The 17722-nt window shown below is 69.9% G+C and carries 16 protein-coding genes; 4 read left to right on the top strand and 12 right to left on the bottom strand.

Translation table 11 applies throughout. The annotated features are described in order from the left end of the window. Positions 1–5: 5 nt before the first annotated feature. On the bottom strand, positions 6–518 hold the full coding sequence (locus AB0I77_RS28460; protein WP_363285563.1) for a hypothetical protein: 513 nt from the start codon (positions 516–518) through the stop codon (positions 6–8). A gap of 354 nt (positions 519–872) precedes the next feature. Between AB0I77_RS28460 and coaA the strand changes: the two genes are divergently transcribed. Further along, positions 873–1841, top strand: a complete 969-nt coding sequence (gene coaA / locus AB0I77_RS28455; RefSeq protein WP_363285562.1) for a type I pantothenate kinase — start codon at positions 873–875, stop codon at positions 1839–1841. 41 nt (positions 1842–1882) lie between these two features. Beyond that, complete coding sequence (locus tag AB0I77_RS28450) at positions 1883–2833, top strand: DUF389 domain-containing protein (protein WP_363285561.1); 951 nt, start codon at positions 1883–1885, stop codon at positions 2831–2833. A 14-nt stretch (positions 2834–2847) separates the two neighbouring features. Here the strand turns inward: AB0I77_RS28450 and glmM are convergent, their stop codons facing one another. From glmM to rplM, 3 genes are all read right to left on the bottom strand, one after another. Next, positions 2848–4206 carry a phosphoglucosamine mutase gene (gene glmM, locus AB0I77_RS28445; protein ID WP_363285560.1) on the bottom strand — a complete coding sequence of 453 codons (1359 nt, stop codon included), beginning with the start codon at positions 4204–4206 and terminating at the stop codon, positions 2848–2850. 224 nt (positions 4207–4430) lie between these two features. Next, positions 4431–4952 (bottom strand): 30S ribosomal protein S9, encoded by a 522-nt coding sequence (gene rpsI / locus AB0I77_RS28440; RefSeq protein WP_363285559.1) that lies wholly within the window; start codon positions 4950–4952, stop codon positions 4431–4433. Positions 4953–4994: 42 nt separating this feature from the next. Continuing rightward, positions 4995–5438 (bottom strand): 50S ribosomal protein L13, encoded by a 444-nt coding sequence (rplM, locus tag AB0I77_RS28435; protein ID WP_363285558.1) that lies wholly within the window; start codon positions 5436–5438, stop codon positions 4995–4997. 854 nt (positions 5439–6292) lie between these two features. Here rplM and AB0I77_RS28430 point away from each other — a divergent pair. Continuing rightward, the gene (locus AB0I77_RS28430; protein WP_363285557.1) at positions 6293–7180 is read left to right on the top strand and encodes a hypothetical protein; all 888 of its coding nucleotides are present in this window, start codon (positions 6293–6295) and stop codon (positions 7178–7180) included. A gap of 36 nt (positions 7181–7216) precedes the next feature. Here AB0I77_RS28430 and AB0I77_RS28425 read toward each other — a convergent pair whose 3' ends face one another. The 5 genes from AB0I77_RS28425 to AB0I77_RS28405 all read right to left on the bottom strand — a co-directional run bounded on the left by AB0I77_RS28425 (position 7217) and on the right by AB0I77_RS28405 (position 14526). After that, positions 7217–8293, bottom strand: a complete 1077-nt coding sequence (locus AB0I77_RS28425) for an NlpC/P60 family protein (protein WP_363285556.1) — start codon at positions 8291–8293, stop codon at positions 7217–7219. Positions 8294–8321: 28 nt separating this feature from the next. Next, entirely contained in the window at positions 8322–8804 is a 483-nt protein-coding gene (locus AB0I77_RS28420; protein ID WP_363285555.1) for a poly-gamma-glutamate biosynthesis protein PgsC/CapC, read from the bottom strand. Positions 8805–8894: 90 nt separating this feature from the next. Then, the gene (pgsB, locus tag AB0I77_RS28415) at positions 8895–10646 is read right to left on the bottom strand and encodes a poly-gamma-glutamate synthase PgsB (protein WP_363285554.1); all 1752 of its coding nucleotides are present in this window, start codon (positions 10644–10646) and stop codon (positions 8895–8897) included. A gap of 6 nt (positions 10647–10652) precedes the next feature. Further along, complete coding sequence (locus AB0I77_RS28410; protein WP_363285730.1) at positions 10653–13148, bottom strand: HAMP domain-containing protein; 2496 nt, start codon at positions 13146–13148, stop codon at positions 10653–10655. A 205-nt stretch (positions 13149–13353) separates the two neighbouring features. Beyond that, positions 13354–14526: a CapA family protein gene (locus AB0I77_RS28405; RefSeq protein WP_363285553.1), complete on the bottom strand. Its 1173-nt coding sequence runs from the start codon at positions 14524–14526 to the stop codon at positions 13354–13356. A gap of 194 nt (positions 14527–14720) precedes the next feature. On the opposite strand from AB0I77_RS28405, the gene AB0I77_RS28400 reads away from it, so the two are divergent. Next, entirely contained in the window at positions 14721–15533 is an 813-nt protein-coding gene (locus tag AB0I77_RS28400; RefSeq protein ID WP_363285729.1) for a hypothetical protein, read from the top strand. A gap of 18 nt (positions 15534–15551) precedes the next feature. Here the strand turns inward: AB0I77_RS28400 and truA are convergent, their stop codons facing one another. The 3 genes from truA to AB0I77_RS28385 all read right to left on the bottom strand — a co-directional run. After that, on the bottom strand, positions 15552–16409 hold the full coding sequence (truA, locus tag AB0I77_RS28395) for a tRNA pseudouridine(38-40) synthase TruA (protein WP_363285551.1): 858 nt from the start codon (positions 16407–16409) through the stop codon (positions 15552–15554). Positions 16410–16481: 72 nt separating this feature from the next. After that, positions 16482–17003 (bottom strand): 50S ribosomal protein L17, encoded by a 522-nt coding sequence (gene rplQ / locus AB0I77_RS28390; protein WP_363285550.1) that lies wholly within the window; start codon positions 17001–17003, stop codon positions 16482–16484. A 236-nt stretch (positions 17004–17239) separates the two neighbouring features. Beyond that, positions 17240–17722: DNA-directed RNA polymerase subunit alpha C-terminal domain-containing protein (locus tag AB0I77_RS28385; protein WP_301649636.1), on the bottom strand; the 483-nt coding region annotated here is incomplete at its 5' end.

The raw sequence follows: 17722 nt of genomic DNA, 5'->3' as shown, positions 1-17722 counted from the left end.
GCCGGTCAGCCGTGGAGGTCGATCGTGAAGCGCCTGGTGCCCGGAGCGATCGTGTCGGCGTGGACCGATCCACGAGCCCGGTCGAATTCCCCGGTGCCGCCGGTGATCGCGTTGTCGAACGAAGGGGGCGGGCCCGGGATGAGGTGGCGGAAGACCATCCCCTGCACGGCGAGCTGGCCGCCCGGGAGGGAGTAGGTCACGGTGCACTCCTCCGCTCCGCCGTTGTCGACCCGGGTGGTGGTGCAGGTGCCGTTGGTTTCGCCGACCTGGTTGCCGGCCTGGTCGAAGAGGTTCGAGCGGAAGGCGGTCCGATCGCCCTGGGCGGGGGCGCCACCGGGGTTGACGGGGATGCGCGTCTGCTGCGCGAGCCGGCCGATGAGTGTGATGACCCGGTCTCTGCCCTTGCCGTGGTCGGAATCAGTGTCCGGCCCGGCAGCCGCCGCGACAGGGGAGCAGGCGAGAAGGGTGGTAACCAGCGCAGTGGCCGTGCCGAGACAGGCTGCTCTGATGGGGCGCATCGTGTGGCTCCTGAGGTTGATGCTCATGGGGTGGTCAGATGACGCATTCATAACCTCGGCTCTGCCGCCGCCCGGAACGTCCCGGCTCGACCCACCGGCAGATCCGACCGATCGGACCAACCCGGGACGAGCGACGACCCGCCCCGACCGGACGCCCCACCCGACCGGACGATTCGCGCGGGCGGACCGGCCGCCCTTCAGGCCCGCGCCCCACCTCGCCTCGCCCCACCTCGCCTACGCCGACTTCACGTGACCGCACCGAAAGAGCCCGTTCACGGCACAACGTGACCGACCCCACCCGCCACCCCGTTCAAACTCCGTTAACAATGGACTGTGATCTCTCCGGTCTCCCCGATGCCCCGGAGCGCCCACCGGCACAGGCCGGAGGCGACTCCCTACGTCGACCTCACCCGAGCCGAGTGGAGTGTGCTGCGTGAGAAGACGCCGCTGCCGCTGACCGCCGAGGAGGTGGAGAAGCTGCGCGGCCTCGGCGATGTCATCGACCTCGACGAAGTGCGGGACATCTACCTCCCGCTGTCCCGGCTCCTCAACCTCTACGTCGGCGCCACGGACGGTCTCAGAAGCGCCCTCAACACCTTCCTCGGCGAACAGGGCTCCCAGTCCGGCACCCCCTTCGTCATAGGCGTGGCAGGGTCGGTCGCGGTCGGCAAGTCAACCGTCGCCCGCCTCCTCCAGGCCCTGCTCTCCCGCTGGCCCGAACACCCCCGCGTCGAGCTGGTCACCACCGACGGATTCCTGCTCCCCACCAAGGAGTTGGAGGCCCGCGGCCTGATGTCGCGGAAAGGTTTCCCCGAGTCCTACGACCGCCGCGCGCTGACCCGCTTCGTCGCCGACATCAAGGCGGGCAAGGACGAGGTGACGGCCCCGGTCTACTCCCACCTCATCTACGACATCATCCCCGACCAGCGGCTCACGGTCCGGCGCCCCGACATCCTGATCGTCGAGGGCCTGAACGTCCTCCAGCCCGCCCTGCCCGGCAATGACGGCCGCACCCGGGTCGGCCTCGCCGACTACTTCGACTTCAGTGTGTACGTCGACGCCCGCCCCGAGGACATCGAGGGCTGGTACCTCAACCGCTTCAAGAAGCTGCGCGCGACCGCCTTCCAGGACCCGTCCTCGTACTTCCGCAAGTACACACAGGTGTCCGAGGAAGAGGCGCTCGACTACGCCCGCACGACCTGGCGCACCATCAACAAGCTCAACCTGATCGAGAACGTGGCCCCCACCCGCGGCCGCGCCACGCTCATCATCCGCAAGGGCCCCGATCACAAGGTCCAGCGCCTGAGCCTGCGCAAGCTGTGACCGGCAAGCTGTGACCGACAGCCTGCCGTTAGTCTGCCGTCATGCTGCACCTGCGCCTGATCACGCCGTCCGACCAGACCGACGCCGTGGTCCGCCTGATCGACTCGACGGTCGGCGCCACCCACCTCGTCGTGCTGCCGAGCGCCGCCCGCAATCCGGCCGGGGACGTGGTGATGTGCGACGTCGCACGCGAGGCGGGTGACGAACTCCTCAGCGCCCTACAGAGGTTGGGCCTCGACGACACCGGCTCCATCGCCGTCGAGAACATCGACCTGTCGCTGTCCAAGCGCGCCGACAAGGCGGAGGAGGACGCACCCGGTGAGGGCGCGGACGCGGTCCTGTGGGAGCACCTGACCGACGCGACCCACGAGGAGTCGACCCTCTCCATCACCTACATCGCCTTCATCACCCTGGCCACGATGATCGCGGCCTGCGGTGTGGTCCTCGACAACGCGATCCTGATCGTCGGCGCGATGGCGGTGGGCCCGGAGTTCGGCCCGCTCGCGGGCATCTGCACGGCGATGGTGCAGCGTGCGCCCCGTCTGGCCCTGCGCTCCCTCATCGCCCTGCTGGTGGGCTTTGCGGCAGCGATGGCGGTGACCGTCGGATTCAGCCTCTTCATGGACGCCGTCGGCCTGTTCACCGAGGCCCAGTTGGAGGCCGACCGCCCCAACACCAGCTTCATCTACGCCCCGGACTGGTTCTCGTTCGTCGTGGCGGTGCTCGCGGGAGCCGCCGGCACCCTCTCCCTGACCTCCGCCAAGTCGGGCGCCCTGGTGGGAGTCGCCATCTCGGTCACGACCGTCCCGGCCGCCGCCAACGCAGCCGTCGCCCTGATCTACGGCGACACCAACCAGACCGTACGTTCGACGCAGCAGCTGCTGCTCAACCTGCTCGGCATCATCCTCGCCGGCACACTCACCCTGCTGGCCCAGAAGTGGCTCTGGGCCAGCCAACGCGAACGTACGGCGAAGGCATCGAAACTCCGTTAGCCGAACACCGACCGTCAGCCAAGCGCCGACTTCACCGCGTCCGCCAGCCGCCCCGCCACCGACCGAGCCTGATCGATATCAGCCGCCTCGACCATCACCCGGACCAACGGCTCGGTCCCCGACGGCCGCAACAACACCCGCCCGGTCGCACCGAGTTCGCGCTCGGCATCGGCGACAGCCGTCGCCAGCTCCGTGGACGAACCCACCCGGGACCGATCCACATCAGGCACGTTGATCAGCACCTGCGGCAACCGCTCCATCACAGTAGCCAGGTCCCTCAGCGACCGCCCGGTCTCCGCGACCCGCGCGGCCAGCAAGAGCCCCGTCAGCGTGCCGTCCCCGGTCGTCGCGTGGTCGAGGATGATCACGTGCCCGGACTGCTCCCCGCCGAGCGCGTACCCGTGCTCCTTCATCTCCTCCAGCACATACCGGTCCCCGACCGCCGTCTGGATGAGCTTGAGCCCCTCCCGCTCCAGCGCCAGCTTGAACCCGAGGTTGGACATGACAGTCGCGACAACGGTGTCGGAGCGCAGTGCGGAACGCTCCCGCATCGCCAGCGCGATGACGGCCATGATCTGGTCGCCGTCCACCTCCTCGCCGGTGTGGTCGACGGCGAGGCAGCGGTCCGCGTCACCGTCGTGCGCGATGCCGAAGTCGGCGCCGTGCTCGAGGACCGCGGCCTTCAGCGGACCGAGGTGGGTGGAGCCGCAGCCGTCGTTGATGTTGAGCCCGTTCGGCTCGGCCCCGATCGTGACGACCTCGGCCCCGGCCCGGGTGAACGCCTCGGGCGAGACCCGCGCGGCCGCGCCGTGCGCCTCGTCCAACACGATCTTCAGACCGTCCAGCCGGTTCGGCAGTACGCCGACGAGATGGGTGACGTACTTCTCGAACCCTTCCTCGTACTCACGCACGCGCCCCACGCCCGCGCCCGTCGGCCGTTCCCAGGGTTCGCCGGTGCGGTGCTCCTCGTAGACGGCCTCGATGCGCTCCTCCAGCTCGTCGTCGAGCTTGTGCCCGCCGCGTGCGAGGAACTTGATGCCGTTGTCCGGCATGGCGTTGTGGCTGGCCGACAGCATCACGCCGAGGTCGGCACTCAGCGCGGCCGTCAGGTACGCGACCGCGGGCGTCGGCAGCACGCCCACCCGCAGGACGTCCACGCCCGCGCTGGCGAGGCCCGCGACCACCGCGGCCTCCAGGAACTCCCCGGACGCACGCGGGTCCCGCCCGACCACCGCCACCGGCCGGTGACCCTCGAAGGTGCCCGCCTCGGCGAGTACGTGCGCCGCGGCGACGGAGAGGCCGAGCGCCATCTCGGCCGTCAGATCCGCGTTGGCGACACCGCGCACGCCGTCCGTGCCGAAGAGTCGTCCCACTTGTCCTCCTGAGGAAACGTCGGTCCTGGAAGCGGTGCCGGTGCGCTGGAGGCGTACCGGGCGGCTCCCGCATCCCAGGCATTCCATGCCTGAACATCCGATCGCACAAGCCGTTGAGCGTCTTGTGTCGTTATATGCCCAGACGTACGTGGAAAACGAACGCCCCGACGGCACTGTGGCGTGCCGCCGGGGCGTTCGGAGTACCTACGAGCAGGCAGCGAGGCTTAGCGCTTGCTGTACTGCGGGGCCTTGCGGGCCTTCTTCAGACCGGCCTTCTTGCGCTCGACCGCACGGTCGTCGCGCTTGAGGAAGCCGGCCTTCTTGAGGGCGCCGCGGTTGTTGTCCACGTCGGCCTCGTTCAGCGCGCGGGCGACACCGAGACGGAGCGCGCCGGCCTGACCGGAGACACCGCCACCGGAGATGCGGGCGATGACGTCGTAGCGGCCTTCGAGCTCGAGCACCTTGAAGGGCTCGTTGACTTCCTGCTGGTGCACCTTGTTGGGGAAGTAGTCCTCAAGGGTGCGACCGTTGATCTTCCACTTGCCGGAGCCCGGAACGATCCGGACGCGGGCGATGGCGTTCTTGCGACGGCCCAGGCCGGCGGCCGGCTGCGGCTCGCCGAAGCGGGACGCCAGCGACTCCGAGGTGTACTCGCCCTCGACGGGGACCTCGGACTCGGTGGTGTAGCTGTCGATGTCGACGATCTCTTCGCCCTCGACGGGCGTCTCGACGGTGGTCTCGGCCACGATTCTCCTCAGATTCTCTTCAGTCTTAGGGGGTGGCCGGACTTACTGCGCGACCTGGGTGATCTCGAACGGCACCGGCTGCTGAGCAGCGTGCGGGTGCGTGTCACCCTTGTAGACCTTCAGCTTCGAGAGCATCTGACGGCCCAGAGTGTTCTTGGGGAGCATGCCCTTGACGGCCTTCTCGATGGCCTTCTCGGGGTTCTTGTCGAGCAGCTCGTCGTAACGGACGGAGCGCAGACCACCCGGGTAGCCCGAGTGGCGGTACGCCATCTTCTGGGTCCGCTTGTTGCCGGAGAGGTGCACCTTGTCGGCGTTGATGATGACGACGAAGTCACCGGTGTCGACGTGGGGTGCGTAGATCGGCTTGTGCTTGCCCCGCAGAAGGGTGGCGGCGGTGGTGGCGAGACGACCCAGGACGATGTCCTGAGCGTCGATGACGTGCCACTGGCGCGTCACATCGCCGGGCTTGGGGCTGTACGTACGCACGGTTCGTAGCCTTCGCTTCGAGTGAATGGTCCTAAACAAGGTCACCGAAACGATCACGACAGCCTGGACCGCACTGCGGCGACGCATACCGCGTACGTGGGTCGCTGGTCATCGGCCCGGTGGACCGGTGTAAGGGCCCGTCCCGTGAGAATGAGCAAGCCAATACACAACGAACATGCAGGATACCCGCGCTGGCCCAGACGGGTCAAAACGAGGTCACTGCCGTTGTCCCAGCCGAGTCTACGGGACCCCGGCGCCCTTCCGCCCACCCGTGCCGGACGGCCGTATCCGCCACCGTGACAACCGGCACACACAGCGTGAAGGCGCCCTTGAACGCCCTGAGCCGCACCGCTTCCGTATAGGGCCAGGTCAGCCTTGGCACCTGGGGCACCAGAGCGAGCCAGAACCAGGGGCTGCGGGCGACCGAAAAAGAGGAGAAGAGGAACAGCAGCGCCAGCGGGGGCGCCGTCCAGTTCGCCAGCAGGACCAGATGCGCAAAGGGTGCGAAGCCGGCCGCCAGGGCCGTGATCCGGGACCGCCGCCGGGACCGCGCTCGGAAAACAGCGGAAGTGTGGATCGTCATACGGCGAGCCGCCGACCGGCCAGGTGCGCGCGGCCCGCACGACGAGCGCGTTGTCCATCCCGCCGTCCGAGGTCAGCCGTGCCGTGCGCGCCATGGCCGCCCCCAGTACGGCCGCCGGCACCACCCACAGACGCCGGCTCGCCCTTCGCACCAACCACCCGGAGATGTCGCTTTTGCCCTCGCGCATCGACCGAACGCCAGGTGCCCCAGAGCCTCTTGAGACGGACCGGCACACCCCTGGAGGGTTGGGGCCCCGTCTAAGATGCGGCCCATGAGCTTTGGGCAGCAGCAGGGACCCCAGTCCCAGTGGGATCCCTGGAAACCGCATTCCCAGCAGCCGTGGGACAGCGACGGCACCGACCGGACCCCGGACTGGGCCGCGCTCGCCGAGGCGTCCGAGACGCGCAACAAACGGCGCCGTCTGCTGTTCATCGGCGGCGGCGCGCTCGCCACGATCGCGATAGGCACGGCCGTGGCCATGGCCGTGGTGTCCGCGAACGGCAGCGACGAGGCCTCGAACAGCCCGACCAACCAGCTCCCCTCCGCCGCGAACATCCCGAGCGGCTCCGGCAGCGCGGCCCCGTCGTTCGCGCCGACCAGCGCCCCGCCCCCGCTGGACCCGAAGGACTTCGTCGCCAGCAAGGGCAAGGACACCGCCCCGATGAGCACGGACATCCTCTTCCCGGGCACGCAGCTGACCATGGGCGAGACGGTGTACAAGAAGGGCCCGACGGCCGACACCAGGAGCTGCGCGGCGGCGGCCGAGGGCACCCTCAAGAAGGTCCTCACCGACAACGGCTGCACCCGCCTGATGCGCGTCACCTACACCAAGGACGCCGTCGCGGTCACGGTCGGCGTGGCGGTCTTCGACACCGAGGCGGCGGCGACCAGGGCGAAGGGCCAGTCCGACAGCAAGAGCATCGTCACCTCGCTGTCCGGCAAGGGCGTCAAGGGCTTCTGCAACGGCGCCGTGTGCCGCTCGACCACCAACTCGTACGGCCGTTACGCCTACTTCACCATCGCCGGCTTCACCACCGGCAAGGACGTGACGACGAAGGACACGGCGGTCTTCTCCACCGGCGACGACCTGGCCGAGTTCACGTTCCGCCAGATCCGCCGCCGCGGCGAGGCCCAGGCGTCGGCCGCGGCGGGCGAATAGAGCGAATAGCCGGACGCACCGCGAGCGGCGCCCGGCTCACAGCCGCTTGGCGCTGCGCAGCGTCTTCGCGTAGTAGCCGTTGCCGTCCAGGCGGGAGGCCCCGCCGATGTCGCCGATGGTGGGGCCGTTGACCTCCTCGCGGCTGGAGATGAAGACCAGGTGGCCCTCGGTGTCGTAGCCGAGCACCATGCCCACGTGGTCCAGTCGCTGGCCCGTCCGGGTGTCGAGCTTGAAGAAGACGAGGTCCCCGGGCTGCAACTGGTCGATGCCGGACGGCCGGTCCTTGGCCGCGAGGCCGGTCAGCGGCAGGACGTCGACGCCCTCCTTCGAGCGGGCCATGCCGTTGGCCGTGCGCGGCAGACCGTCGCCCGAGCCGTCCGCGGACATCAGCGGGTAGCGCGCGCGGTAGCCGAACACCATGCGGATGTATCCCGAGCAGTCCACCGACCGGGCGCGGGCGCTCTCCGGCGTCCCGGTCGCACCGTCCCGGAAGGGATAGGGGATGCCGAGGTAGTCGTAGAAGTCGGACTGCTCCAGGCGCAGGTCGCCGTCCTCGGCCCCGGTCGTGTTCAGGGGGCCGAAGTTGGCGTCACCGGCGTAGACGACGCCCTGCTCGTCCTTCTTCTCCTTGGCGCCCGCCGTGTACTGGGAGGCGAAGGCGAAGAGGTCGTCCTCCTTGCTGCCCTCGTACTCGGCGTACCAGTCCTTGAACCACTTCTCCTGCTCCGCGCCCTCCGTCCAGGGTTCGGGCATGAGGCGGGCCCAGTCCGTCGTGGAGACCTCGGAACCGGTCGACGACGGCTCCGCGAACGTGCGCGCGGGGCCGGTCAGGGTCGCGGTGCGCGCCCCGTCGGTGAACACGGCCTTGACCTGGCGGTCGGCCCCGCGCAGCACGGAGCGCGCCGGGTTCTCCAGCCGGGACCAGCTCTGTTCGCCCTTGTCCGTTCCCTTGGTCGGGCCATCGGAGCCGTCCAGCACTCCGACGTTGGTGATCTCCGTGACGCCCCGCTCGTCCTGCTTGCGAAGCTCCACGGTGAGGTAACCGGACGCCCCCACGAGCGTCAGCACCACGAGGGCCGAGACGACCGGACGCGACTTCTTCTTGCCTGCCATGTTTTCTCCTCGGTTCTCGGACGGCGGATCAGACGGTGGGCATGACGCCGAGCAGAAGTCCGGCGGCGACGACGATGTAGGCCATGAGCGACACCGTGCCGGTTGCCAGCAGCGTGGGCCCCTTCGGCTGGCGCACCATCTGGTACGCGATCAGCCCGGGCACGATGAAGCCGAGCGTCTGGTTGCCGTACAGCAGGGGGAATTCGAGCGAGAGCACGATCATCACCGTGGCCTGGAGCAGCACGCCCAGCAGGACCACCGCGGCGAACAGCCGCTTGCCGTAGAGGATCACCAGCCGCTGCATGACCTTGGTGCCCGCGTAGGTCAGGGCGGTGACACCGACCACCATGGCCGCCCGCTGGAGGTCCTCGATGAGCGTCAGGGCGAGCCAGCCCGGCGTGATCATCCCGCCGGGCGACAGGTTGGTGGTCAGGTAGCACAGCAACGAGAAGAAGAGGCCGATGGCGATGCCGAGGGCGGCCATCTCAGGGGTCAGGGCGGCGGTGGTCAACGGGATCTCCGGGCACGGGTGCGGGTCGTGGTGCGAGGCGGTCGGCGACGGCAGACGGGGCTGGGCGCCACCGACCGCCGCCCCCAGCGGTCAGGGGTGCGGATGCTGCTGCCCACCGCCGTAGGGGTCGTCGGTGTACGGCCATGTCTCCTGGCCGGGATCGGCGTACGCCTCGGGCTGTCTGCCCGGTCCGGCGTACGTCTCCGGGTCCTGGCCGGGACCTCCGGCGTACGTCTCCGGACCCGAGCCCGAGCCCTGGCCCTGGCCCGCGTACGTGCCCGGCTCCTGACCGGGACCTCCGGCGTGCGGCCCCTGCCGACGGGCCGGGCCGCTGGCGTACGGCCCCTGCTGACGCCCCGGGCCGCCCTCGTACGCCCCCTGCTGCCGGCCCCGGCCGCCCCCGTACTGCTGCCCTGCCTGCCGGCCGGGTCCCGCGTACGACCCTTGCTGCCGGCCGGACTCGGCGTACGCCCCCTGCTGCCCAGGTCCCGCGTACACCCCCTGCTGCTGCGCCGGAATGCGGATCACCGGGATCTCCTGGGTCTGCGAGGCCTGGTAGCGCTCCTCGTAGGCCATGGGGTACGGGGCGTAGGGGTCCAAGCGCGGCGGCTGGGCCGGCGGTGCGGCGGCCGGGGGCTGCTCGGCGTCCGCGGGAACACTCTCGTCCGCCGGGAGTTCGGCCAGGTACTCCAGCAACTCCTCGCCCTGGCCGTGGATGTTGCCGATGGCGACGAGGGACGAGTCGGCGGAGAGGTGGCCGAGCAGCGTCGGCATGAACTCCTCGGCCGAGCGCCGCTCACCGCCCAGGTCGATCGCCCGGTCGCGCCACTCGGCGGGGATGGCGTCGATCGCGCTCTTGGCGGGGTGCCCGATGACGAAGACGTTGTCCGGCTGGAGGTCGGGGATGATCTCGCCCATCTGACCGTTGCGCTCGACCCGGTCCGGCCGGCAGTTGATCACGACGTTCAGCGGCCGGTGGATGGCTCCGAGGTCGAGCAGCTGGTTGATGTTCATCAGCGTCGACTCGGGGTCGTTCGCCGCGAAGACGTTGGCGAAGGCGAGCCGCTTGCCCTCGGGCGCCTCGTAGCGCTCCACGGAGAGCACGCCAGGGTCCGGCGGGGCGTCGTACATCCCCTGGAGGGCGACCTGGCGTTCCACCCCGAGCAGCTCCGCCACGGTCAGCGCGATCGCGACGTTCTCCTTGAAGGTGAACCAGCTGAAGCCGCGCAGTTCCTCGTCGGAGACCGTCTCGGGGTCCGCGTAGATCAACTGGCAGTTACGGGCGTCCGCCTCCTCCTGGAGGATGTCGAAGCGCTCCTTCTCGGCGGTGACGCAGATGCCGTCCTGAGGCATCGAGCGGCACAGCGAGCGGGCCACGTCGTCCAGGGTGGGGCCCATCTCGGCAAGGTGGTCCTCGCGCACGTTGCACAGCACGCCGATCGTGGAGCGGATCAGCTTGCTCTGGTTCACCTCCTGGAGGGCCGGCATGACGGCCATGCACTCGATGACCAGCGCGTCGGGCCGGTAGGTGGCGGCCCGGCGGACGATGCCGATCTGCTCCACCACGTTGGCGATCCCGAACTTGCGGTAGACCGGTTCCTCGGTCGCGTCGGGGTGGATGAACCGCGCGGCCGTGCCGGTCGTCTTCGCCACGGTGACCAGGTCACCGCCGCGCAGGGCGCCCGCGCACAGCCGGGTGATGGAGGACTTGCCGCGGATGCCGTTGACGAGCACCCGCGACGGGATGCTGTGCAGACTGGCGAAGTGCCGGCGCTGTTCCACGATGCCCGCCGCCAGCAGCAGCACACCGCCCGCCAGCAGCACGAAGTACAGATAGAGCACAGCGGGTCACCTTCCTCGCGCGACGGCCGACGGGCCGGGCGACGGCTCGGCCTGCCGACGCGCCTGGTTGTGCCTACGGGCCTGCAACTGCTGCCGGAGCAGTTCGAGACTGCGTACGACGGCGCCCACCTCGTCCTGGTAGCGGGGATACAGCACGGTCTTGAGGTCGCCGTCCGCCAGCTTCTCGGCGCCGGCCGCGAGGGTGCGCAGCGGCCGGGCCACGACCAGGAGCACCCAGCCCAGGCAGACGACGATCAGGGCCAGACCGAGCAGCCCGGCCAGCACGCTGCGGTCCTCGAGCTGGTACACGGCGATCTCGAAGTCCTTGGCGTTCTGCCAGCTGACCACCGTCCAGCCGATGTCGGCCGCCACACCGCCGCCGGAGAAGGGGGCCGCCGCGGCGACGGTGACCCCGCGCCCCGCGCGGATCAGCAGGCCGTTCTCCACCGGACCGGCGCCGACCTGGAGGCCGCCGGCCCTGACCAGGTCGGTGAGGCTGTCGCGGGGCAGCTTCTCGAAGGCCAGGAAGCCGTCACTGGCTGCGACGGTCCGTGCCTCGGAGTCCACCACGCGGACCTCGCCGAGCCCGGGCCGGTTCAGCAGGGAGTTGAGGAACTCCACCCGGACCTCGCCGACCAGGGCCGCCTTCTCGTCACCCTTGCCACCCTCATCGCCCGCGTCACCCGGCATGGACGCCCCGACCTGGATCACCGGCTTCTTCTCGCCCTTGCCCGACAGGCGGACGAGCGGGAGGTCCTCGTCACGGCTCCAGCCGGCGTTCGGCTCGTCCCCCGCACGCGCGACGACCTCGCCGTCCTCGCCGACGACGTACAGCGCCCCGTACCGGCTGTGCTCGCGCAGGGTCTCCTCCAGCAGGCTCCGGGTGGCGTCGGCGTCCTTGCCCTCGATGAGCCGGGAGGTAGAGACGAGGTCGGCCTGTGCCTCGTTGAGCGCCCTGCGCACGCGGTCGGCGACCAGGTCGGTGCGGTCGCGCTGGTCGTTGACCATGGAGGCGGGGACGCTGACCGAGTCGTCCGTGCGGTTGAGCAGGAAGCCGACCGGCACGCACCACAGCAACAGCAGTACGGCCGTCAGCGCGAGCGGACCGCGCACCCCGAACCGTCCCTTCGAGCGCCGGCGGTCGGCGGGGTCGTCGCCCCCGGCGCCTAGTGCCCCGGCAGGCAACGTTTGCCCGTTAAGGAGCGGCGTCCGGTGCGTGCTCTCGGCGTGCCGGCCGGAAGTCCTCGTACCGGATGTACTTGGGCTTTCGGCCGGTGCGGCGAAGGGGGTCCCCCCGCCCGAGCCGGGCGAAGCCGGTTCGAGGGTGGGGGCGCGTGCCGGGCGTCGCGACGGGGCGAACGTTGCCTGCCGGGGCACTAGCTGCACCCGCAGTTGCTCCAGGGCGGAGCCGATGCGCGCGGCCTCGCCCCAGCGGGGCACGGCCACCGGCCGGGTCAGATCCCCCCTGGCCAGCCGGCGGGACTCCAGAAACAGCCGCAGCAGCGGTCGCTGCACGGTCGCCCAGAGCACGGCCGCCGCGAGCAGACCGAGCACCACGAGGGCCCCGGCCGCCAGCAGCCCGAACAACTCCCGGCCCGCGTCGACGGCTTGCTCCTGGACCACGGGCAGCAGCGCCACCACCGTGAGACCGAGCCCCGCGCCGACGCTCTGCTCGTCCTCCGGGTCGGCGGAGGCGAGAGAGGCGTAACCGGCCGTGATGATACGGCCGTTGTAGCTCCCGCCCAGCAGGGTTCCGCTGACTCCGGGGTAGCCGCGGGAGCCGGGTTCTCTGGCGCTGACGGGGTCCTGCTCGGTCTTCTCGGCCGCCTGGGCGGACAGCCGGGACATCTGCTTCTGGAGGAAGGTCAGCTCATCGCGCTCCTGGTCCGAGTTGAGCGCCTCGGACTGCTCGAAGCCGGCCGTGGCGAGGGCCTCCCCGCCGGTGGCCACGACCGCCATGGAACGGAACGGCCCCAGGGTGACGGCGGGCACGGACAGGCTGTTGGACGCGATCAGCAACTGCTGCGGACGGTCCTTCCAGTCGAGGACCGCCATGGTCATCAGGCGTACGTCGCCGGTCTCCAGCCGCACCATGCGGGGCTTCAGGGCCTGGTCCCCGGTGAGGACGTCCTTGTCCAGCCAGGCGAGCGGGATCGTTTCTCCCCTGGCGGCGAGCACCTTCCCGCTCTCCAGGTCCAGGACCGTGGTGCCCGTCCACTTCTGGTAGGTCTTCCCCAGGTCGGACAGGACGCGCTCGGGCTCGACCGGTGACCCCGCGTTCAGCGCGGTCGCGGTGCGGTCGAGGTCGGTGACCCGCTCGTCGATCGAGGCCCGCAGCGCGATGGCGCCATCCTCCGCGAAGTGCTGCTGCGAGGACAGCACGGCCTCCGGCACGACCGGCTCACCGGCGGGGCCGAGCACCTGGGCGGTGAGGCCGGCAAGGGCGAGCACCAGCACGCACAGCAGGGCGATCGGGGGGCGGATGCCGCCCAACAGCGGCATGTCCGCTCGTCTGCGGCTACGCCGCCGCCCTCCCCTCCCGGGGCGCGCGGCACGCTTGGATGTCACCGGTGGTCTCCTCCGACCTCTACACGAGTAGACGGCGACCGCGAAGAGGCCCGCTTTACGCGGGCATGACGGGCCGTCATGTAACAGACTCTTGGAGAGCGCCGGGGTTGTGGCCCCTCGCCCCAGATGTGCTGTGGCGCTAGTCACGCTCCAGCGAGAGCTCTTCCAGACCGTCGCCGCCAAAAGCCCCGCGGTTGTAGAGGAATCCACGCGTCCGGTCCGCCGCCAGCCGATAGCGGGCCAGCCGCTCCGACGAGAGACCGTCCGGATCCCGCACGGCGCGCCGCACGTCCACCACCCGGTAGTCCGCCACCGCGCCCTGGGGCAGCTTCTCGCCCTCCTCCACCTCGGGCGGGATGTCCACCAGCGTCGTGGCGTAGCGGGCCCGGACGTCCCATCCGCCGGTCGTCTCCCGGAACTCGAACCAGCCGATCGCCCCCTCCTCGGTGAGCCCGGTGGGCGAGGAGTGGCGGGCGACCTGGTTGCCGAGGCTGTAGGCGACCCAGGTGCCGTTCACCTTCTGGATCGGCTGCACCACGTGGGAGTGATGCCCGATCACCAGGTCGACCCCCGTCTCCCTCGTCAGCCGTTCCGCCAACCGCAACTGCGGGACGCTCGGTTCGTTGTAGTGCTCCAGCCCCCAGTGGACCGAGAGGATCACCACCTCGGCGCCCTCCTTCCGTGCCCGGGCCTCGGCCTGCTTGATCGCGTCCGTGCCGAGCCGGTTGAACGCCCATTTCTCCTTCTCGGGCGTCGGGTTGAGGAACGACTCCCAGGAGTAGGAGAGATGGGCGACCTTGACCCCGTTGACGTCACGGATGTTGATCCGTTCCGCTTCCTCGGGCGTCCGCGCGGAGCCGGTGTGTCCGAGGCCGGCCTTGTCCATGGCGTCCAACGAGCGCCGTACGGCCGTCAGTCCGTGGTCGTAGGTGTGATTGGAGGCCGTCGAGCAGGTGTCGTATCCCACGTCCTTGAGCGTCGTCAGGATCTGCGGCGGGACAAGGAACTCCGGATAGCCCTCGAAGGGGCCCTTGGGCGTCCCGACCGGCGTCTCCATGTGACAGATCGCCAGGTCTGCCTTGCTGATGACCGGCTTCACCCCGGCAAGCATCGGGCCGAAGTCCAGCCCGGACTCCCCCTCGCCGGTCTCCTTGGCGTCCTTGGCCGCCTGGTCGACCAGTTCGGGATGGATCAGTACGTCACCGGCGGCGGCGACGGTGAAGGAGCGCCCGCCCGGTTTCACCTTCGACGCCGATGCCCCGGAGGCACACGCGGCAGTCAGGGCGGCAATCGCCACCGCCGCAGCCGCCAAGCGACCTCTCCGGAGAGAATTGCGATATGTCACCGCGTCATATTCACACAAGCCACACAAGAGCCATGGCCATTACCGTCACAAGACAATCACATTTCGTTCGCATACTGGCTCAAGTCGGGCTCGTACTGGCGCTGTTCGGCTGCCAGGCTCCCGACGAGGCAACGGACGGAGCGACTCCGCATGCGAGGGAGCTGGCGAACGTGCGACACCGCATCCTCGCGTATACGGCCGACTTCCGACCCGACGGCGACTACACGCCGCCGAGCGACAAGGAACGCGCGCGACTGGCCGAAGGCGTCGGACACCTCCTGGAGGGGGACGCGACGAAGGCGGAGCGACTGCTCGCCTCCGTCGGCTTCGGAGTCACCCGCCTGACCGACGCCGCCTCCGGCCGCCGCTACGACGAGATCGCCGCCACCCGATCCGGCGAGGGCGAGCACTGGGGCCGCCTCTATCTGAACGCGGACTCCGCCGTCCGCTGGAACGCGCAGATCCCGCACCCCGTGGCCGACCGGGACACCGAACTCCTGGGCGTACGACTGCTGGAGGACGCCCCCGGCGGCTCACTGGTCCTGGCCGGCGCCCACCGCCGCGCGGGCCGGGACAACTCCGCGGACGTCGCCCATCGCGAGGACAGCGTCTTCCACGCCATCGTCGTGGAGCTCCAGAAACGCGGCGTGCCCGGCGTCCAGTTGCACGGCTTCGCCAAGGGGCCGGACCGCCCGTACGAGGCCGTGGTCTCCACCGGGGCGGCGCGGCGCGCGCTCGCCGAGACCACCGCCCTGGCCGACAGCCTGGAGGCCGACGGGCTACGGGTGTGCCGCAGCTGGTCGGCGCGGTGCCCGCTGGAGGGCGTCACGAACGTCCAGGGCAAGTCCGCCGAGCGCCGGCACGCGAAGTTCGTCCACGTGGAACTCGCCCCCAGCGCACGGGGCGACGGAGCGGACGCCGACGCCACCGAGAAGGCCCTCACCGGACTCGTCACCAGCTGGGCCGACGACTGAGAACGGCACGGAGCCCGCTCAGCAGCACCCGACCCCGGGCAGCGACCGCCTGTTCCGCGCCTCCTTGTTCCGCGCGGCCAGCAGCTCGTCGGCCGGGTAACCGACCTCTTCCAACGTCAGCCCGTGCGGCCGTACGACATGCACGGCCGAATCCCGTATGCCGGCCGCGAGCACCTTGCCCGGCCAGTCGGGGCCCCGATGCCCGTCCCCCACGAACAGCAGCGCCCCGATGAGCGAGCGCACCATGTTGTGGCAGAAGGCGTCGGCCCGGACCGTGGCGGTGATGATCCCGTCCTCGTCCCGCCGCAGACTCAGCTCCTGGAGCGTACGGATGGTGGTCGCGCCGTCCCGCTTCTTGCAGTAGGCGGCGAAGTCGTGCTCGCCGAGAAGCCCTCGCGCCGCCTCGTTCATGGCGTCGACGTCGAGCGGCCAGTCGTGCCAGAGGACGTGGTTGCGCAGCAGCGGATCCACCCCGCCGGGGTTGTCGGTGACGCGGTAGGCATAGCGCCGCCAGATCGCCGAGAAGCGGGCGTTGAATCCGGCGGGAGCCTCGGTGAGGGACCACACCCGCACATCCTTGGAAAGCCGCCCGGCAAGCCGCTTGAGCAGCTTCTCCCGGTGCTCGGCCCAGAGCCCCTCCGGCAGATCGACGTGCGCCACCTGCCCCCGCGCGTGCACCCCGGCATCCGTCCGCCCGGCCACGGTCAGCTCGTACGTCGTGTCCCCGGACCGCGTCACGGTCCGCAGAGCGTCCTCGATCTCCCCCTGCACGGTCCGCCGTCCCCCGGCCTGCTTGGCCCACCCGGAGAACGCGGTCCCGTCGTACGAGAGACCCATCCGCACCCGTACGAACCCGGGCTGTACTTCGTCACTCACCCCTAGATCCTCTCAACACGCAAGAACGGGCCCGCCCCGCAAGGGGCGGACCCGCTCACGCGAGGTTCAACCTCAGGCGTCCTTCGACTCCTCGGCCGGAGCCGCGTCCTCGACCTCGTCGGCCTTGGTCACGTCGACCTTGGTCTCCTCAGCCTTGGCCTCGGTGGCGGCCTCGGCGTCCTTGGCGGCACGCTGGGTGGCGGCCTCGGCCTCACCCGTGGCCTGCTGCGCGACCGTCAGCGCCTCGACCAGCTCGATGACAGCCATGGGCGCGTTGTCGCCACGGCGGTTACCGATCTTGGTGATCCGGGTGTAGCCACCCGGACGGTTCTCGTAGCGCGGGCCGATCTCGGTGAAGAGCGTGTGCACGATGCTCTTGTCCGTGATCACCTGGAGCACCTGACGGCGGTTGTGAAGGTCGCCCTTCTTCGCCTTGGTGACCAGACGCTCGGCGTACGGCCGCAGACGGCGGGCCTTCGCCTCGGTGGTGGTGATACGACCGTGCTCGAAAAGCGACTTCGCAAGGTTCGCGAGCAGCATCTTCTCGTGCGCGGCACTGCCGCCCAGACGGGCACCCTTGGCGGGCTTCGGCATGATCTTTCTCCTAGGTGTCTGCCCCGGCCGTATCAGGTACCGGGGGCAGTATCCGAGCAAGCGGTCGCTTGTCGGAGATCCGGACGACAGCCCCGAAGGGGCGTCGTCCGGAAGGGGCGCGGGGAACTGCGCGATCAAGCACAGCGCACCCGCACCCAAAATCGAACCGTGTGGCCCGAGCTCTTAGTACTGCTCGGTCTCCACGTTGCGATCCTCTGGGGCCAAACCCCAGCCAATCAGTACTGCTCGGTCTCAACGAACCCCGCGTCCGCGTCGTCATCCGCGCCAAACGCGTCAGCCGCAGCGGTCGGGTCAAACCCGGGAGGCGAGTCCTTCAGCGCAAGACCCATCCCGGCCAGCTTCGCCTTGACCTCGTCGATCGACTTCGCACCGAAGTTGCGAATGTCGAGCAGATCCGCCTCGGAGCGCGCGACCAGCTCACCCACGGAGTGGATGCCCTCACGCTTGAGGCAGTTGTACGACCGAACGGTGAGCTCCAGCTCCTCGATCGGCAGGGCGAGATCGGCGGCGAGGGCGGCATCCGTCGGGGACGGACCCATGTCGATGCCCTCGGCGTCGATGTTGAGCTCACGCGCCAGACCGAACAGCTCGACCAGCGTCTTACCGGCCGACGCCATGGCGTCACGCGGACGCATGGCCTGCTTGGTCTCGACGTCGACGATCAGCTTGTCGAAGTCGGTGCGCTGCTCGACACGGGT

The sequence above is a fragment of the Streptomyces sp. NPDC050619 genome (assembly GCF_040654815.1).
GTDB lineage: Bacteria > Actinomycetota > Actinomycetes > Streptomycetales > Streptomycetaceae > Streptomyces.
This window is presented reverse-complemented; position numbering and strand designations above follow the sequence as displayed.

What these genes read in the sequence shown, in the direction of transcription:
- rplQ (WP_363285550.1), bottom strand. Translation starts at nt 17,003, where the DNA reads ATGCCGAAGCCCGCCAAGGGTGCCCGTCTGGGCGGCAGTGCCGCGCAC.
- AB0I77_RS28460 (WP_363285563.1), bottom strand. Translation starts at nt 518, where the DNA reads ATGCGCCCCATCAGAGCAGCCTGTCTCGGCACGGCCACTGCGCTGGTT.
- AB0I77_RS28430 (WP_363285557.1), top strand. Translation starts at nt 6,293, where the DNA reads ATGAGCTTTGGGCAGCAGCAGGGACCCCAGTCCCAGTGGGATCCCTGG.
- AB0I77_RS28410 (WP_363285730.1), bottom strand. Translation starts at nt 13,148, where the DNA reads ATGCCGCTGTTGGGCGGCATCCGCCCCCCGATCGCCCTGCTGTGCGTG.
- coaA (WP_363285562.1), top strand. Translation starts at nt 873, where the DNA reads ATGCCCCGGAGCGCCCACCGGCACAGGCCGGAGGCGACTCCCTACGTC.
- AB0I77_RS28450 (WP_363285561.1), top strand. Translation starts at nt 1,883, where the DNA reads ATGCTGCACCTGCGCCTGATCACGCCGTCCGACCAGACCGACGCCGTG.
- AB0I77_RS28425 (WP_363285556.1), bottom strand. Translation starts at nt 8,293, where the DNA reads ATGGCAGGCAAGAAGAAGTCGCGTCCGGTCGTCTCGGCCCTCGTGGTG.